This is a genomic window from Kitasatospora sp. Ki12 (assembly GCF_054601375.1).
Genome location: NZ_BAAIHT010000003.1, coordinates 882,494 through 896,339 on the forward strand (window position 1 = coordinate 882,494; position 13,846 = coordinate 896,339).

Genomic DNA, 13,846 nt, shown 5'->3' on the forward strand with positions numbered 1-13,846 from the left:
CGGCCGTGAAGCTCTCCACCCGGATCGCCCTGTGGGCCGCCGCCGTCGTGCCGGTGCTGGTGGTGCTGGCCGGGCTGCTCCTGCTGCCGCTGGTCGGCCGGGACCTGCGGCACCAGCAGGACGCCCGGCTGCGCGACCGGGCGGCCGCCGTGCTGCCGGGCGTGCGCGCGCTGGTGGCCGCCGACACCCGGGGACGGCCCAAGGTCGAACAGAACCAGCAGCGCAAGGTGGTGGACGCCGCCCTGGACTCGGGCGTACGGGTCACCGCCGAGGACGGCACCGTGCTGCTCTCGGTCGGCCCGCAGCCCGCCGACGACTCGGCGTTCCCCACCGCACCGGGCGGGCCCGCCACCGTGCACGACCGGGGCGCGGCCTGGCGGGTGCTGACCGCCCGGGTCTCCGGCACCGGGGCGAACGGCGGCAGCGGCACGCTGTGGGTCAGCGAGCCGGGCGGCCTGGCCGGCAACCAGACGGCGGCGGTGCGCCGACGGGTCCTGCTGGTGGCGGGCGTCTCCGCACCGGTCTCCGCGCTGATCGGCTTCGCCCTCGCCGAGCGCGCCACCGCGCCGCTGCGCCGGCTGAGCCGCCGGGCCGCGGAACTCGACCCGGCGGCCCCTCCCACCCCCGGCGCCGACCCCGGCGCAGGCGGCGGTCCGGGCGGCGATACGGGCGGCGCGCCCTTCGCGGCGGTGCGCAGCGGCACCGCCGAGGTGGACGAACTCGCCTCCGCCCTGGCCCTGTTGCTCTCCCGCTACGACGAACAGGCGCTGCGCACCGCCCAGGCCCTGGAGACCGCCCGCTCGTTCTCCTCGGCCGCCTCGCACGAGTTGCGGACCCCGCTGATGAGCCTGCGCACCAACCTGGACGTGCTGGCCGCCCACCAGGACCTCCCGTCGGCCGAACGGGCCGAGATCGTCGCCGAGTTGCGCGACGACCACACCCGACTGCTGGACCTGCTGACCGCGCTCGGCACGCTCGCCCGCGGCGACCTCGTGGAGGTCGACTCCTTCGGCCCGGTGGACCTCGCCGACCTCGCCGACACGGCCGCCGCCGAAGCCCGGCGCCGCCACCCCGACGCCGACATCACCGTCGAACTCCCGCCGGAGCTACGGGTTTTCGGCTGGGACACCGGACTGCGGATCATGCTCGTCAACCTGCTGGTGAACGCCGCCGTGCACGGACGCGGCGGGCCGCTGCGCACGGATCCGGCCCGAGTGACGCTCCGGCTGGCCCCGGCCGGCCCGGTCGCACTGCTGACCGTCGACGACGCCGGCCCCGGTGTCCCGCCCGCCGATCGCGACGCGGTCTTCCACCGCTTCCACCGCCGCCGCGACAGCCCCGGCTCCGGGCTCGGGCTCACCCTGGTCGCCCAGCAGGCCGCACTCCACCGGGGCACCGTCCGGATCACCGAACCGCCGGCCGGCACCGGCTGCCGGGTGGAGGTCCGCCTGCCGCTGCCGGACGCCGACGCGCCGACCCTCCGGCTCCCGGCCCGACGGGACTGGATCACGGGCGAGCAGCCCTGAGACCGCTGCCCTGAGACCACTTCCCCCCTTGAGACCACTGCCCCCTGAGACCGCCGCCCCGTTCCACAGGGAATCCACAAGAAGCCGTCCTACGCTCCCGGCAACCGGGCCGGAACCCGCCGGGCGCCTCCGCGCCCGCCGGCCCGGGATCCGAGACCGTCCACGGCAGAAAGGGACGCCCATGTCCGTCAACCGCACGTCCGCCGGCCGCAGGGCCGCCGCCCTCGGCGCGCTCGCCCTCGCCGGCTCGCTGCTCGCCGCCGTCCCCGCGCAGGCCGCTCCGAGCGCCGCCCCGACCGCCGGGTCCGCGCCGACGGGCGACGGCGCGAAGGCCGTCTGCAAGCGGCTGCCGAAGACCGAGCAGCGCGTCACCAAGGCGCTCGCCCGGCTGAACGGCGACGCCACCGTGGGCGGTTCGGTCGCCCGCCTGCAGCAGCGGGCCGCCAACGCCAAGACCGCCGGCCACACCGAGATCGAGAAGCTCCTCAACGACCGCCTCACCGCCCGCAAGAACCTGGTCACCACCCTGCAGACCCGGCAGGAGGACCTGAAGTCCGTCGCCACCTGGTGCGGTGCCCACGACCAGGGCGCCGGCAAGTGACCCGCCGCCGCCCGTCCGCCCTCGCGGCCCTCGCCGTCCTCGCGCTCGCCGGGACCGCCCTGCTCACCGCCTGCGGCTCCGACGGCCACCCGGCCCCCGGAGCGGCCGACAGCAGCCAGGTCCAGGACATGCAGCACAAGCTCGACGCCGCCGACAGCGCGGCCACCCAGGCCGACACCGACACGGCGGCCGACGACAACTGACGGGCACCACGCGCTCGCCGGCCGCCGCGGCCCGCCCCTCAGGCCGCGGCGGCCGGCTGCTCGGCGTCACCGAAACGGGCCAGGGTCAGGGCACCCGCCACCGCCGCCACGAAGCCGAGGACCGCGACCGGGGTCAGGTCGTGCCGGGTGTGGTCGCCCAGCACGAGCACCCCGACCACGGCCGGGCCCAAGGTCTCCCCCAGCACCATCGCGGCCGTCGCCGCGGTCACCGAGCCGTGCTGCATCGCCCAGGTCAGCGCGGCGAACCCGCCCAGACCCGCCACCGCCACCGCGTACGCCGAGGGCTCGGTCAGCAGCTGCGGCAGCCCCGGCTCGGGCAGCACCCGCACCGCCACCCCCACCACCCCGAACTGCAGGCCCGCCACCAGCCCGAGCAGCGGCGCGCGGCGGACACCGCCGTACCGCACCGCCGCCCAGCCCGCGCCGAGCAGCGCCACCGCGACCAGCAGCACCCCCAGCCGCAGCGCGTCGCCGCCCGTACCGTGACCGTCCCGCCCGGCCGTCAGCGCCAGCAGCAACAGCCCCGCACACACCGCCGCCACCCCGGCCCACTCACTGCGCCGCAGCCGTACCCGCAGCACGCGGGCCGCCCCGACGGCCGTCACCGCGAGCGCGGAGGCCAGCGCCGCCTCCACCTCGTACAGCGGCAGCCGCTCCAGCGCGACGAGTTCGGCGGCGAACCCGCACATGTCCATCCCCACGCCCACCAGGAACGGCCACTGCCGCAACGCCCCCGCCAGCGCGGCCGCCTCCCCGGCCCGCGCGCCCCCGGCGGCGGCACGACGGGCACCGACCGCCTGCAACACGGTGGCCGACCCGGTGAGCAGTGCGGCCAGGAGGGCGGACAGCAGGCCGATGAACATGGCCCGACGCTACGGCCCCACCCCACCCCCACTCCCCCCGGCACGCCGGACCCACCCGCCCCGGCCCCCCGAGCTCGCACCGACAACCACAGCCCTCGGCTCCCGGGCCGCCACCCATCACCGCCCGGCAGCCCCGGCCAGGTGTGACGGCGGGCGGATTCGTGTTCCTGGACGTACACGCCCACCCACCCCCAAGCCGCCACCCACCACCCCAGCGACCCCGGTCAGGTGTTACGACGCGCGGATTCGTGTTCCTGGGCCAGGCGGCGGAGGGCGAGGAGGGCGGGTTCGAGGAGGACGGTGCGGAGCAGTGCGCTCTCGGCCTGGTCGACGGGGTCGGCGTGCGGGTCGAGCTGGTCGAGGTCGAGGACGGCGGTGCGCTCGGCGAGGGCGGCGTAGCCGAGGAGGGCCTCGTGGGAGACCTCCTCGCCGAGGGAGCGGAGGGTTTCGAGGGTTTCGCCGAGGACGGCCCGGGAGGGGGCGTGGTCGGAGACCTGCCAGCCGAGTTCGCCGATCAGGGTGTCGACGTCGGCGCTGCCGGGGGCGGGGGCCGGTTCGCCGTCCTCGTCGACGGGGCGGGCGCCGAGGACGAGCCCGAGGACCTGGTGGCGTTCGCCCGCGTGGGCGGCGACCGCGCCGAGGACGTCCTTGGTGGCGCTGACGCTGAGGCCGCGGACGCCGATGAGGGCGCGGACGAGGCGCAGCCGGCGCAGGTGGGTCTCGTCGTACTCGGCCTGGGTGGCGGCGGTGGCGCGGCCGGGCGGCAGGAGCCCTTCGCGCAGGTAGTACTTGATCGTCGCGGTCGGGACTCCGCTGCGGCGGCTCAGTTCGGAGATGCGCACGGCTGCACCCGTCTTTCTCTTCCTCGGTTCCCCTGGCATTTGGATACCAACACTGTCTAACATAGATAGTGCCACTACCCAATGTGGCGCCGTCCCCGACGAGGAGTGTCAGCCATGCCCACGCTGCCCTGGATCACCCCGAACCCGGCCACCCCCGGCACCTCGGCGGTCGTCATGGCCTCCCGCTTCGAGGTGCGCTCGCTCGCCGACGTCCCGCGCTTCTTCCTGAAGTCGCTGGCCGTCTGGCGGCAGCTGCGCAACGCCCCCGGCGCCCTCGGCGGCTCGCTGATCGCCCGGCCGCTGCGGCGGACCTTCTACACGCTCTCCGCCTGGGAGAGCCGCGAGGCCCTGAACGCCTTCGCCGCCGCCGAACCGCACCGCTCGGTCATGAGGGGCCTGCGCGCCACCATGAAGGAGTCCACCTTCACCTTCTGGCAGACCCCCGTCGAGCAGCTCCCGATCACCTGGGCCGACGCCCACGCCCGCCTGGACGCCGAGCGCGCCCGGGCCGGTGAACCCACCACGGACCGGTGACCCCGGAACGGCCCCGCCGGCCGGCCCGGGCGGGGCCGGCCGCCCTCTGCCCGCCGACAGAACACTCTTGACCGCGCATCACCCGCGACCGGCCGCCGCGACCGCGCGACATCCCCCGGCCGGTCGCCGCGGCGCGGCCCGCGGGGCGGCGGGGGCGCCGTCGCATCGGCTCCATTTTGTGACGTGGCCCTGTCTAGTTCGTTCCCGTCCCGGTGTGATGGGATGTGCCGTCACGGGGTGATGACCGCTGGTGGGGGTGGTGTGTGTGAGGCGCAACGGACGACCGTCGAAGCTCGACGGGGACGCGGCGTACCTGGTCGCCGTCGGACTGGTCCGACTGGGCGCGCAGGAGTGGCTGGGCACGGCGGGCGGGGCGCCGGCCTGGGTGGGCGGCCTGCGGGCGGCCTCGTTCGCGGACGCCTGGCTGGCGTTCGGCGACCCGGCCGCGCCCGGTCTGCGGGTGCCCGCGACGGCGGCGCTGCGGGCGGTCGCCGGACGGGCGGCCGAGCTGGTCGTGCGGTCCTGCGCGGAGGACGGGTCGGCGGCCCTGGAGTGGCTGGGGCAGCGCTCGGCGGAGGCCCGTGAGCAGGCGCGCCGGGACGAGGTGTCGCACCCGGCCGAGCCCTGCGCGCTGACCCTGGTGTGGCACGGCGTCCAGGCGCTGTCCGCCGTGGACGAGCCGTCCGGGCGCGAGCGGGTCGAGGAGCGCTTCGAAGAGCGGGTCGAGGCGTACGTACGGGAGCGGCACCGCCGCCAGGACACCCTCGCACTGGTGCTGGGCTGCACCCGGATCGCCGCGGCCGCGCTGGTTGAGCTGAGCGACAGCGATCCGGCGCGGGTGTGCGGGTGGCTGGAGAAGGACGCGGCGCGCGTCATGCCGCTCGGCGGGCCCGTCCCGCTCTGGGTCCCGGGCCGTCCCTGGCAGCCCGCGGGCTGACGGCGGACGACAGCGGGCAGCTCAGGCGGTGCCCGGCGCCCGGCTCAGGCGGCACCCAGGAGGCGGGCGGTCTCGGTCATGGCCGGGCCCAGGGCCAGGTCGAGGCGGAGCACGGCGAGGTCGTCGCCGCGGGTGGAGCCCTGGTTGACGATGGCGACGGGCAGTCGCGCCCGGGCGGCCCGGCGGACGAAGCGCAGGCCCGACAGGACCGTGAGCGAGGAGCCGAGGACCACCAGGGACCGTGCCGCGTCGACCAGGTCGTAGCAGTGCTCGACCCGGGCGGCGGGCACGTTCTCGCCGAAGAAGACCACGTCCGGCTTGAGCACGCCGCCGCAGTCCGCGCAGGGCGCGACCCGGAACCCGGCCACCTGCTCCGGCGCGAGCAGCGCGTCGCCGTCCGGGCGCAGTTCGGCGGCGGGGCGGCGGAATCCCCGGTTCAACTCGTCGAGGCGCCGGTCGAGTTCGGCGCGGGAGCTGGTGCGCCGGCAGTCGAGGCAGACCACCCGGTCCAGTCCGCCGTGCAGTTCCACGGCCTCCCGGGTGCCGGCCGCGTGGTGGAGGCCGTCGACGTTCTGGGTGATGACCGCGGCGACGTGCCCCGACCGCCGCAGCCGCTCGACGGCCTGGTGGCCGGCGTTCGGCCGGGCCCGGGCGAAGGCGGGCCAGCCGGTGTGGCTGCGCGCCCAGTAGCGGCGCCGGGCGGCCTCGCCGCCGGTGAACTCCTGGTAGGTCATCGGGGTGCCGCTGCGGTGGCGGCCGGTGGCCCCGCGGTAGTCGGGGATGCCCGACTCGGTGGACAGGCCGGCGCCGCTGAGCACCACCGCACCGCGCCGGTCCAGCAGCCGGGCGAGACCCGCCAGGCCCTCGGCCGGTCCCACCGCTTCGGAGGCGTCCATACCGCCGAGGGTAACCCCGCCGCCGACCGGTGCCTCCGCCCGACTACGCCTCCCCCGACTCGCCCGCCGCGAACGCGACGATCCGTGCCAGGGGCGGCCGCAGGCCCTCCGTGGTGTCCACCGCCAGGCAGGGCACGTCGAGCGCGATCGGCAGCCAGGACTCGACCGGCCGCTCCCCCGCCGCGATCCGGCGCAGCAGTTCGGCGTCCGCGTGCACGGCCCGCGAGGGCAGCTCGGCGGCCCGGCGGGCGATGCGCCGGCGGGCGAGCTCCGGGTCGACCACGCAGCGTACGACCCGGATGACGGCCAGGTCGGCGAGCGGCTCCAGGCCCGGACGCCAGAGGCGGTCCTGGTAGGCGGCCTCCGCCACCAGACTGGTCCCCGCCGCCAGGTGTTCGCCGATGGTGCGGAAGAACACCCGCAGGGTCCGCCGGTCCAGGTCCCCGCCGGGGCCGGCACCGACGGCCGCCATCCGTTCCTTGAGTTCGTCCCGGCAGACGGCCGGCCAGCCGAGCGCTCCGGCCAGGGCGTGCGCCAGCGTGGTCTTGCCCGCCCCGGGCGGGCCGCTGACGGCGACCAGCGTCGGGCGGCCGGTCCTGCCTCGTGAGGTCATGCCACGGGATTCTGCGCCGGCCCGCCGCCGCCCGCCACCTCCCCTGTGCGTGGCGGACGACCGGCGGCGGGTGATCGCTTCCAGTCGACCTTCCTCCAGTCGACCTTCCCCCGGGTGCGCCCGCCCGACATCGAGGTGTACGAGGAGGGACCGCCGCTGGACGAGACCGTGGGTCCGACTCGTACGGCCGACCGGCCGCGCCCGATCACCCCCAGCCGGGGACCGGCGGCAGCGGCCACACCGGCGGGACCGGCAGCGGCTCCCCGGTTCCGGTCTGCGGCGCCGGGCCGCGGCCGGCGAGCCAGGCGAGCAGCACGTGCCCGGGTCCGCGGACGACGGGGCCCGCCTCCCCGAGGGACCAGGAACGTCCGAGGTCGGTGGCCTCCAGCCGGGCGACGGGGAAGCCACGCGCGGCCAGCGTGGCGGCGGTCGCGTCGAGCGCCCAGGCCACGTAGCCGGCGGGCCAGCCGGCCGTCCCCTGGCCAAGGTCGAGGTCGAGGTCGACGTGGTGGGTCTCGACCTCGCGCCAGGCGCGGTGGAGGGTGAACCAGGCGGGATGCCGCCACCCGGCGAGGGCCGGCACGAGCGTGGCCCACCGCTCGGCGGGCACGGCCGCAGCCTCCTCGAACAGCCCGTCCAGACTGACCCGCAGGTCCTCCACGAGCGCGGCCGCACCGCGCTCGGCCCCCTCCCGCAGCGCGCGGTCCAGCGCCACGGCGTCGGCCCGCGGGCCGGGTTCGGCACCCGTACGGGCCAGCGCGAGCAGCCACCGGTACGCGTCGGCGCCGCGCGCGAGGTGGGTGACGACGTGGGCCCGGCTCCAGCCCGGGAGCGCGGACGGCTCGCCCGCCTGCCGGTCGGTCAGGCTCCCGACGGTGGCGACGAGTCGGCCGGCGGAGGCGCGCACCTCGTCGAGCAGGACGGCGAGTTCGGCGCGGGAGGGGTCGGTGGCGGGAGTCACGGGCCCGCACTCTACGGCCCCGCCCACTCCCCCGCCCCGCAACCCGGAAAACGCCGAGGGGCCCGCACCGCGCGTCGTGCACGGTACGGGCCCCTCGCTGCCGGACGGAAGCCGGGCAGGAAGCCTACAGCGGGCGGATGTTCTCGGCCTGCGGACCCTTCTGGCCCTGCGTGACGTCGAACTCGACCTTCTGGCCCTCGACCAGCTCGCGGAAACCGCTGGCGCTGATGTTCGAGTAGTGGGCGAACACGTCGGCGCCGCCACCCTCCTGCTCGATGAAGCCGAAGCCCTTTTCCGAATTGAACCACTTCACGGTACCGGTGGCCATGAGAAATCTCCTTCGAGAGACTGTCCGAAGTCCGCACCTCGCGGACTTTCGAGTCGCCGCGATGAGAACCCACCGGGGAAGGCCCGGAAAAAGAAAATGCGCCTGCAACAATCAGCAGGCGCACACGAACTTCATGGGAACCACTACTGCAACTAACTCGACTGTAGCAGGACCTGGCCCGCCGCGCAGGAATTCCGCGCGATTTTCCCGGCCGGCCCGCCCGCGCGCGCCCTCCCCGACCCGGCCGCGAATTCAGCCCTCCGGATCGACCCGTCCTGCCGGTTTTCGGAGCATACTGGCCGGGATGAGGAAAACACCGGTAGTCCGACGCTCCTTGCCCACCAGCCCCTTCAAATCCCGGCCCGCCGCGCCGCCCAAGCACTTCGCCGTGGGCGACCGGGTCACCCACGACAAGTACGGCCTCGGCCGCGTCATCGAGGTGGAGGACGGGGACGACGCCGCGGTCGTCGTCGACTTCGGCCCCCGTCAGGTACGGATCCGCCCGCCGTTCGCCGCGATGTTCACACTCTGAGTGATGTTCGCACTCTGAGTGATGTTCGCACTCTGAGCTGGGCACCGGCGGTGCTGCCGTCACGGCGGCCTCAGGCCGCCGGGGCGACGGCGAGCAGGCCGGTGGCGCGGTCCTCGGTGAGCACGCCGAGGATGTAGCCGTCCTCGTCGACGACGGGCCAGACCGCCAGGTGCTTGATCCGCATGGCGACCGCGGCCAGCGCCAGGCCCATGGTCGGCCAGGCGAACGGGCCGCGCTGGTGCGCGGTGACACCGATCGTGGTCCGCTCGGTGTACCAGGAGCGGGTCAGGAATGAGTGGAGTCCGGTGCGGGTGACCAGCCCCTCGCACCGGCCGTCGTGGTCGCGGACGAGCAGGTACTCGACGCCGGCGCCGCGGAGGATGTCGTTCGCCTGGTCGACGGTGTTGTCGTCGGCTATCTGGTAGTCGCAGGGGTCCATCGCGTCGGCGACCGTGAGGCCGTGGCCGGGCCGCATCGGCTGTGGGGAGTGCGGGGAGTTGGGGGTCACGGTGCTCACCGTTCCCGTCTCCGGCCGCCCACCGGGGCCGCCGGGCCGTCCTTCACCCAGAACGAAGCCGGAACGGGTACCGGAATACGGGATGCCCTGGATGTCTACGACCCTACTCCGGTGGCGGGCCGTCCGGAGGCGTCCGAGACGGTCCGAGGAGGTCCGAGGAGGTCCGAGGAGGTCCGAGGCGGTCCGGGGCGACTCCCGGGACGACCTCCGGGGCCGATCGCCGCGGAGTACCGTCGCCGCGGAGTACCGTGGGAAACAACCAAGGACATTCCGCACACCGGCATCAGCGTCGACGTCGCCCTGGGTCATGACGGGTCCCTCGTGGACCGGACGGGCGGCCTCAGATGATGCCGATCCCTCTTCCCCTCCCCTCCTCTGCCGGGCCGTGGACGGTGCCCGGCGCTCCGCTGCTGCCGCGGCTGGAGCTGGAGCCGACGATGTCGCGGGAGGGTGTGTTCGACGGCGCCTGGTGGCCCCGCTCGAACCAGGTCCTCGCCGAACTGCCCGACCTGATCACCGCGCTCGGTGCCCACTACGGTCGCATCGTCCGGGTGGGCCTCGACACCTCGGCCTGGGACGGCGTGCCCCGGTCCGTCGCGGCGAACGGCGTGGTGATCAGGATCAACTGGTTCCCCGGCAGCGACGCGACGATCAGCGTCACCCGTGGCCTTCAGGACCATTTCCTGCTGCTGGTGGTGCCGCCCGGCACCGCCCCGGCGACGGCCGCCTCGGCGATGGCCGGTGCCTCCGCGACCGGGAACCACACCCCGGCGGCGGAACTCCTGCTCGGCTGAGCGGATGCTCGGCTGACCGGACCGGCACCACCGCAGGCCCGACCCCGGCGATGGTGTACGCCGACCGGGGGCGCGGCCCCGCCTGGCCGCGCAGGGCCGCGCCCCCGCTTCCGTCAGCCGTCCAGTTCCGCCCGCAGGCGGCGGGCAGCGGCGACCAGGCTGTCCAGTGAGGCCCGGGTCTCCGGCCAGCCGCGGGTCTTCAGGCCGCAGTCGGGGTTGACCCAGAGCCGCTCGGCCGGGATCGCGGCGAGGCCGGCGCGCAGCAGCTCCACCGCTTCCTCGGTGCTCGGGACGCGCGGCGAGTGGATGTCCCAGACGCCCGGGCCGACCTCGCGCGGGTAGCCGGCCTCGGCGAGTTCACCGGCGACCTCCATGTGGGAGCGGGTGGCCTCCAGGGAGATGACGTCCGCGTCGAGGTCGTCGATCGCGGTCATGATCGCGCCGAACTCGGCGTAGCACATGTGGGTGTGGATCTGGGTGTCGGCGCGGACGCCGGAGGTGGCGAGCCGGAAGGACTCGGTGGCCCAGTCCAGGTAGGCCGGGCGGCCGGCGGCCCGCAGCGGCAGGGTCTCGCGCAGGGCCGGCTCGTCCACCTGGACGACGGCGGCGCCCGCGGCCTCCAGGTCGGTGACCTCCTCGCGCAGCGCGAGGGCGACCTGGCGGGCGGTGTCGGCGAGCGGCTGGTCGTCGCGGACGAAGGACCAGGCGAGCATGGTGACCGGGCCGGTGAGCATGCCCTTCACCGGGCGGTCGGTGAGGCCCTGGGCGTAGCCGAACCAGTCGACGGTCATCGGGTGCGGGCGGGAGATGTCGCCGGCGAGGACCGGCGGTCGCACGTACCGGGTGCCGTAGGACTGCACCCAGCCGTGCCGGGTGGCGAGGTAGCCGGTGAGTTGTTCGGCGAAGTACTGGACCATGTCGTTGCGTTCGGGCTCGCCGTGCACCAGGACGTCGAGGCCGGCCTTCTCCTGGTAGGCGATGACCTCGCGGACCTCTTCCTCCATCCGCTCCCGGTACGCCGCTGCGTCGATCCGGCCCGCCGTCAGGTCGGCGCGGGCGACGCGCAGGTCGGTGGTCTGCGGGAAGGAGCCGATGGTGGTGGTGGGCAGCAGCGGCAGGCCGAGCCGGGCACGCTGGGCCTCGGCCCGGACGGGGTACGGCTGGGCGCGCCGGGTGTCCGCCTCGGTGACGGCGGCGACCCGGGCGCGGACGGCCGGGTCGCGGGTGATCGGCGAGGTGGCGCGGGAGGCCAGGTCGGCGCGGTTGGCGGCGAGTTCGGCGGTGATCGCGCCGGTGCCCTCGCGCAGACCGCGGGCCAGCAGCGCCGCTTCCCCCGCCTTCTGCCGGGCGAAGGCGAGCCAGCGGGCGATCTGCGGGTCCAACTCCCGTTCGAGGGCGGCGTCCAGGGGGACGTGCAGCAGGGAGCAGGAGGGTGCCACGTCGACCCGGTCGGCGAGGCCGAGCAGGGTCGCCAGGGTGGCCAGCGACCGCTCCAGGTCGTTGATCCAGACGTTGCGTCCGTCGATCACCCCGGCGACCAGCCGCTTGCCGGGCAGGCCGCCGACGGCGGCGAGGTCGTCCAGGTTGCCGGCGGCAGGTCCGGTGAAGTCCAGTGCCAGGCCCTCGACCGGGGCCTTGGCGAGGACCGGCAGGGCCTCGCCGAGGCGGTCGAAGTAGCTCGCGACCAGGATCTTCGGGCGGTCGGTGAGCGCGCCGAGCTCGCGGTAGGCGCGGGCGGCGACGTTCAGTTCGGCCGGGGTGCGGTCCTGGACAAGGGCGGGCTCGTCCAGCTGCACCCACTCCGCGCCGGCGGCCCGCAGCTCGGCCAATAGCCGCGCGTAGACGGGCAGCAGCCGGTCCAGCAGGGTGATCGGCCGGAAGTCGGCGGCGACGCCGGGGGCGGGCTTGGCGAGCAGCAGGTAGGTGACGGGGCCGACCAGCACCGGCCGGGCCCGGTGGCCGAGCAGGAGGGCCTCCCGCAGCTCGGCGACGGCCTTGGCCGGGTTCGCGGCGAACACCGTGTCCGGCCCCAACTCGGGTACCAGGTAGTGGTAGTTGGTGTCGAACCACTTGGTCATCTCCAGCGGCGCGACGTCCTGGGTACCGCGCGCCATGGCGAAGTAGCCGTCCAGCGCGTCGGCCGCGACGGCCTCCCGGTGCCGGGGCGGGACGGCGCCGACGGCCACCGTGGTGTCCAGCACGTGGTCGTAGAGGGAGAAGTCGCCGGTCGGGACCTCCTCGACGCCGGCCTCGGCGAGTCGGCGCCAGTTCGTCCGGCGCAGGTCGGCGGCGGTGGCCAGCAGGCCCTCCGCCGGGACGGCGCCCTTCCAGTAGCCCTCGATGGCCTTCTTGAGCTCCCGGCCCTGGCCCTGGCGGGGGTAGCCGTACACGGTGGCCCGGGTCGCCGCGGCTGCGGACTTCGTCGTCAAGGGACTCTCCTTCGCGAGTCTTTCTCCGTGGATCCCGGGGACGGGACGAGAGCGCGAAGGGATGACGGGACCGGGCGGTGGCCCGCCCGAACACGCGGACGCGGCAAGCCGCCTGGTACGCACGCCGACCCGCCCACGAGGTCACCGGGATCTCCGCCCGCGGATGGTCCACGGGCGGGCAGCGGGCAGGTCTTCGGACTCGCGGGCACGCCCGCCCTGTCAAGGGCGGACACCTACAGGCCGTCGCTTCCCAGGCCCTCCCGGGCCCAGTGCGTATGACGGCGGTCGTTCCCGCTCACCGCTGCGGGGCAGTCCCGGATTCCCACCGGGTTCCCTCTTGCGACGCGCCTGCCTGGCGGACAGGGCGAACCAGCTGCCCGGCCAGCTTAGATCGGCTTCGGCGTTCCGGACAGCGGGATCCGCGAACGCGTCCGGAGAGTGAGACGAGCGGGACGGCGGGACCGGGACCGCCGCCCGCCCCCGCCCCGGCCCCGCGGTCACGCCCCGGGCGGTGCCGCCTCCTGGTGCCGCCACCGCACCCGGTCCTCGGCGACCGGCGGTGCCGTCCGGGCGGGAGCCCGGAAGCCCGCGCAGGAGAGCACCAGCATCTCGTCGTCCCCCGGCTGGAACTCGTACCCGACCCGCTCCACCCGGCTCGCGACGCCCAGCCCCGCCAACTCCCGGCGCAGCGGCTCCAGTCCCTCGTACCGGAGGCCGGTGTCGTAGACCATCAGCGGGAACAGCCGGACCTCGCGGCGCGCCACCCGGGCGAGTTCCAGCAGTGCCGCCCGGTGGAAGTCCCGGCCGAGCCGGTTGCCGTACGAGAAGATCAGGTGCGAGCTGAGCACCAGGTCGAAGGAGTCGTCGGCGAAGGGGAGTTCGGGCAGTGAGCCGGCGACGTAGCGGTCCGGGCGGGCGGCGATGTCGGCCCGGAAGTCCCGGGCGTTGGCCGTCCACTGGCGGATCAGGTCGTCGGCGTCGGTGTACCAGGTCGAGGTGTAGCCGGCCGTCTCCCGCACCAGCAGGTCGCGTTTGAACCCGGTCTCCCGCTCCACCAGCAGGCCCAACTCCTCGCGGTGGTGGGCGTATTGCCGGTCGACGGCGACGGCGTCGATGCCCCGTCGCCCGGCCCCGGCGACGAAGCTCGCCGCACCGGCCGGGCAGTCCAGGATCCGCTGGTCCAGATCGCGGTCGGTGAGCGCGAACATGGCCCGGTACTCCTCGAAGGAGCGTGCGCTGACCAGCACGG

16 protein-coding genes and 1 riboswitch are annotated in these 13,846 nt (G+C 75.2%); of the genes, 7 read left to right on the forward strand and 9 right to left on the reverse strand.

The window, feature by feature from the left end:
• Positions 1 to 5: 5 nt before the first annotated feature.
• The 3 genes from ACYP53_RS34455 to ACYP53_RS34465 all read left to right on the forward strand — a co-directional run bounded on the left by ACYP53_RS34455 (position 6) and on the right by ACYP53_RS34465 (position 2,330).
• A complete protein-coding gene (locus ACYP53_RS34455; RefSeq protein ID WP_459650367.1) occupies positions 6 to 1,526 on the forward strand; it encodes a sensor histidine kinase in 1,521 nt (506 codons plus the stop codon).
• 181 nt (positions 1,527 to 1,707) lie between these two features.
• Positions 1,708 to 2,127 (forward strand): hypothetical protein, encoded by a 420-nt coding sequence (locus tag ACYP53_RS34460; RefSeq protein WP_189917787.1) that lies wholly within the window; start codon positions 1,708 to 1,710, stop codon positions 2,125 to 2,127.
• Positions 2,124 to 2,330: a hypothetical protein gene (locus ACYP53_RS34465; protein ID WP_459650368.1), complete on the forward strand. Its 207-nt coding sequence runs from the start codon at positions 2,124 to 2,126 to the stop codon at positions 2,328 to 2,330. Before ACYP53_RS34460 ends, ACYP53_RS34465 begins: the two co-directional genes overlap by 4 nt.
• Before the next feature lie 38 nt (positions 2,331 to 2,368).
• Here the strand turns inward: ACYP53_RS34465 and ACYP53_RS34470 are convergent, their stop codons facing one another.
• Together ACYP53_RS34470 and ACYP53_RS34475 are read right to left on the reverse strand one after the other, a co-directional pair.
• On the reverse strand, positions 2,369 to 3,214 hold the full coding sequence (locus tag ACYP53_RS34470) for a DMT family protein (protein WP_459650369.1): 846 nt from the start codon (positions 3,212 to 3,214) through the stop codon (positions 2,369 to 2,371).
• Between the two features lie 224 nt (positions 3,215 to 3,438).
• Positions 3,439 to 4,056 carry a MerR family transcriptional regulator gene (locus ACYP53_RS34475; RefSeq protein WP_189917785.1) on the reverse strand — a complete coding sequence of 206 codons (618 nt, stop codon included), beginning with the start codon at positions 4,054 to 4,056 and terminating at the stop codon, positions 3,439 to 3,441.
• Between the two features lie 114 nt (positions 4,057 to 4,170).
• Between ACYP53_RS34475 and ACYP53_RS34480 the strand changes: the two genes are divergently transcribed.
• Positions 4,171 to 4,590: a DUF3291 domain-containing protein gene (locus tag ACYP53_RS34480; protein WP_189917783.1), complete on the forward strand. Its 420-nt coding sequence runs from the start codon at positions 4,171 to 4,173 to the stop codon at positions 4,588 to 4,590.
• 265 nt (positions 4,591 to 4,855) lie between these two features.
• Positions 4,856 to 5,527, forward strand: coding sequence for a hypothetical protein (locus ACYP53_RS34485; RefSeq protein WP_459650370.1), 672 nt, complete (start codon positions 4,856 to 4,858; stop codon positions 5,525 to 5,527).
• Between the two features lie 44 nt (positions 5,528 to 5,571).
• Here ACYP53_RS34485 and ACYP53_RS34490 read toward each other — a convergent pair whose 3' ends face one another.
• The 4 genes from ACYP53_RS34490 to ACYP53_RS34505 form a co-directional block, all read right to left on the reverse strand.
• Positions 5,572 to 6,423 carry an NAD-dependent protein deacetylase gene (locus ACYP53_RS34490; RefSeq protein ID WP_189917779.1) on the reverse strand — a complete coding sequence of 284 codons (852 nt, stop codon included), beginning with the start codon at positions 6,421 to 6,423 and terminating at the stop codon, positions 5,572 to 5,574.
• Between the two features lie 43 nt (positions 6,424 to 6,466).
• Entirely contained in the window at positions 6,467 to 7,036 is a 570-nt protein-coding gene (locus ACYP53_RS34495; RefSeq protein ID WP_459650371.1) for an AAA family ATPase, read from the reverse strand.
• A 205-nt stretch (positions 7,037 to 7,241) separates the two neighbouring features.
• Positions 7,242 to 7,997 (reverse strand): maleylpyruvate isomerase family mycothiol-dependent enzyme, encoded by a 756-nt coding sequence (locus ACYP53_RS34500; protein WP_459650372.1) that lies wholly within the window; start codon positions 7,995 to 7,997, stop codon positions 7,242 to 7,244.
• Between the two features lie 124 nt (positions 7,998 to 8,121).
• A complete protein-coding gene (locus ACYP53_RS34505) occupies positions 8,122 to 8,325 on the reverse strand; it encodes a cold-shock protein (RefSeq protein ID WP_189917773.1) in 204 nt (67 codons plus the stop codon).
• A gap of 304 nt (positions 8,326 to 8,629) precedes the next feature.
• Between ACYP53_RS34505 and ACYP53_RS34510 the strand changes: the two genes are divergently transcribed.
• Positions 8,630 to 8,857 carry a hypothetical protein gene (locus tag ACYP53_RS34510; protein WP_189917771.1) on the forward strand — a complete coding sequence of 76 codons (228 nt, stop codon included), beginning with the start codon at positions 8,630 to 8,632 and terminating at the stop codon, positions 8,855 to 8,857.
• 70 nt (positions 8,858 to 8,927) lie between these two features.
• Here ACYP53_RS34510 and ACYP53_RS34515 read toward each other — a convergent pair whose 3' ends face one another.
• The gene (locus ACYP53_RS34515; RefSeq protein WP_459650373.1) at positions 8,928 to 9,374 is read right to left on the reverse strand and encodes a CBS domain-containing protein; all 447 of its coding nucleotides are present in this window, start codon (positions 9,372 to 9,374) and stop codon (positions 8,928 to 8,930) included.
• Positions 9,375 to 9,718: 344 nt separating this feature from the next.
• Here ACYP53_RS34515 and ACYP53_RS34520 point away from each other — a divergent pair, with 344 nt between their 5' ends.
• Positions 9,719 to 10,168, forward strand: a complete 450-nt coding sequence (locus tag ACYP53_RS34520; protein ID WP_189917767.1) for a DUF5994 family protein — start codon at positions 9,719 to 9,721, stop codon at positions 10,166 to 10,168.
• Between the two features lie 113 nt (positions 10,169 to 10,281).
• Here the strand turns inward: ACYP53_RS34520 and metE are convergent, their stop codons facing one another.
• Both metE and ACYP53_RS34530 read right to left on the reverse strand, forming a co-directional pair.
• The gene (gene metE, locus ACYP53_RS34525; RefSeq protein WP_459650374.1) at positions 10,282 to 12,597 is read right to left on the reverse strand and encodes a 5-methyltetrahydropteroyltriglutamate--homocysteine S-methyltransferase; all 2,316 of its coding nucleotides are present in this window, start codon (positions 12,595 to 12,597) and stop codon (positions 10,282 to 10,284) included.
• Positions 12,598 to 12,764: 167 nt separating this feature from the next.
• Positions 12,765 to 12,986, reverse strand: a riboswitch (cobalamin riboswitch).
• A 108-nt stretch (positions 12,987 to 13,094) separates the two neighbouring features.
• Positions 13,095 to 13,844 carry a methyltransferase domain-containing protein gene (locus ACYP53_RS34530; RefSeq protein WP_189917762.1) on the reverse strand — a complete coding sequence of 250 codons (750 nt, stop codon included), beginning with the start codon at positions 13,842 to 13,844 and terminating at the stop codon, positions 13,095 to 13,097.
• Between the last annotated feature and the right edge of the window lie 2 nt (positions 13,845 to 13,846).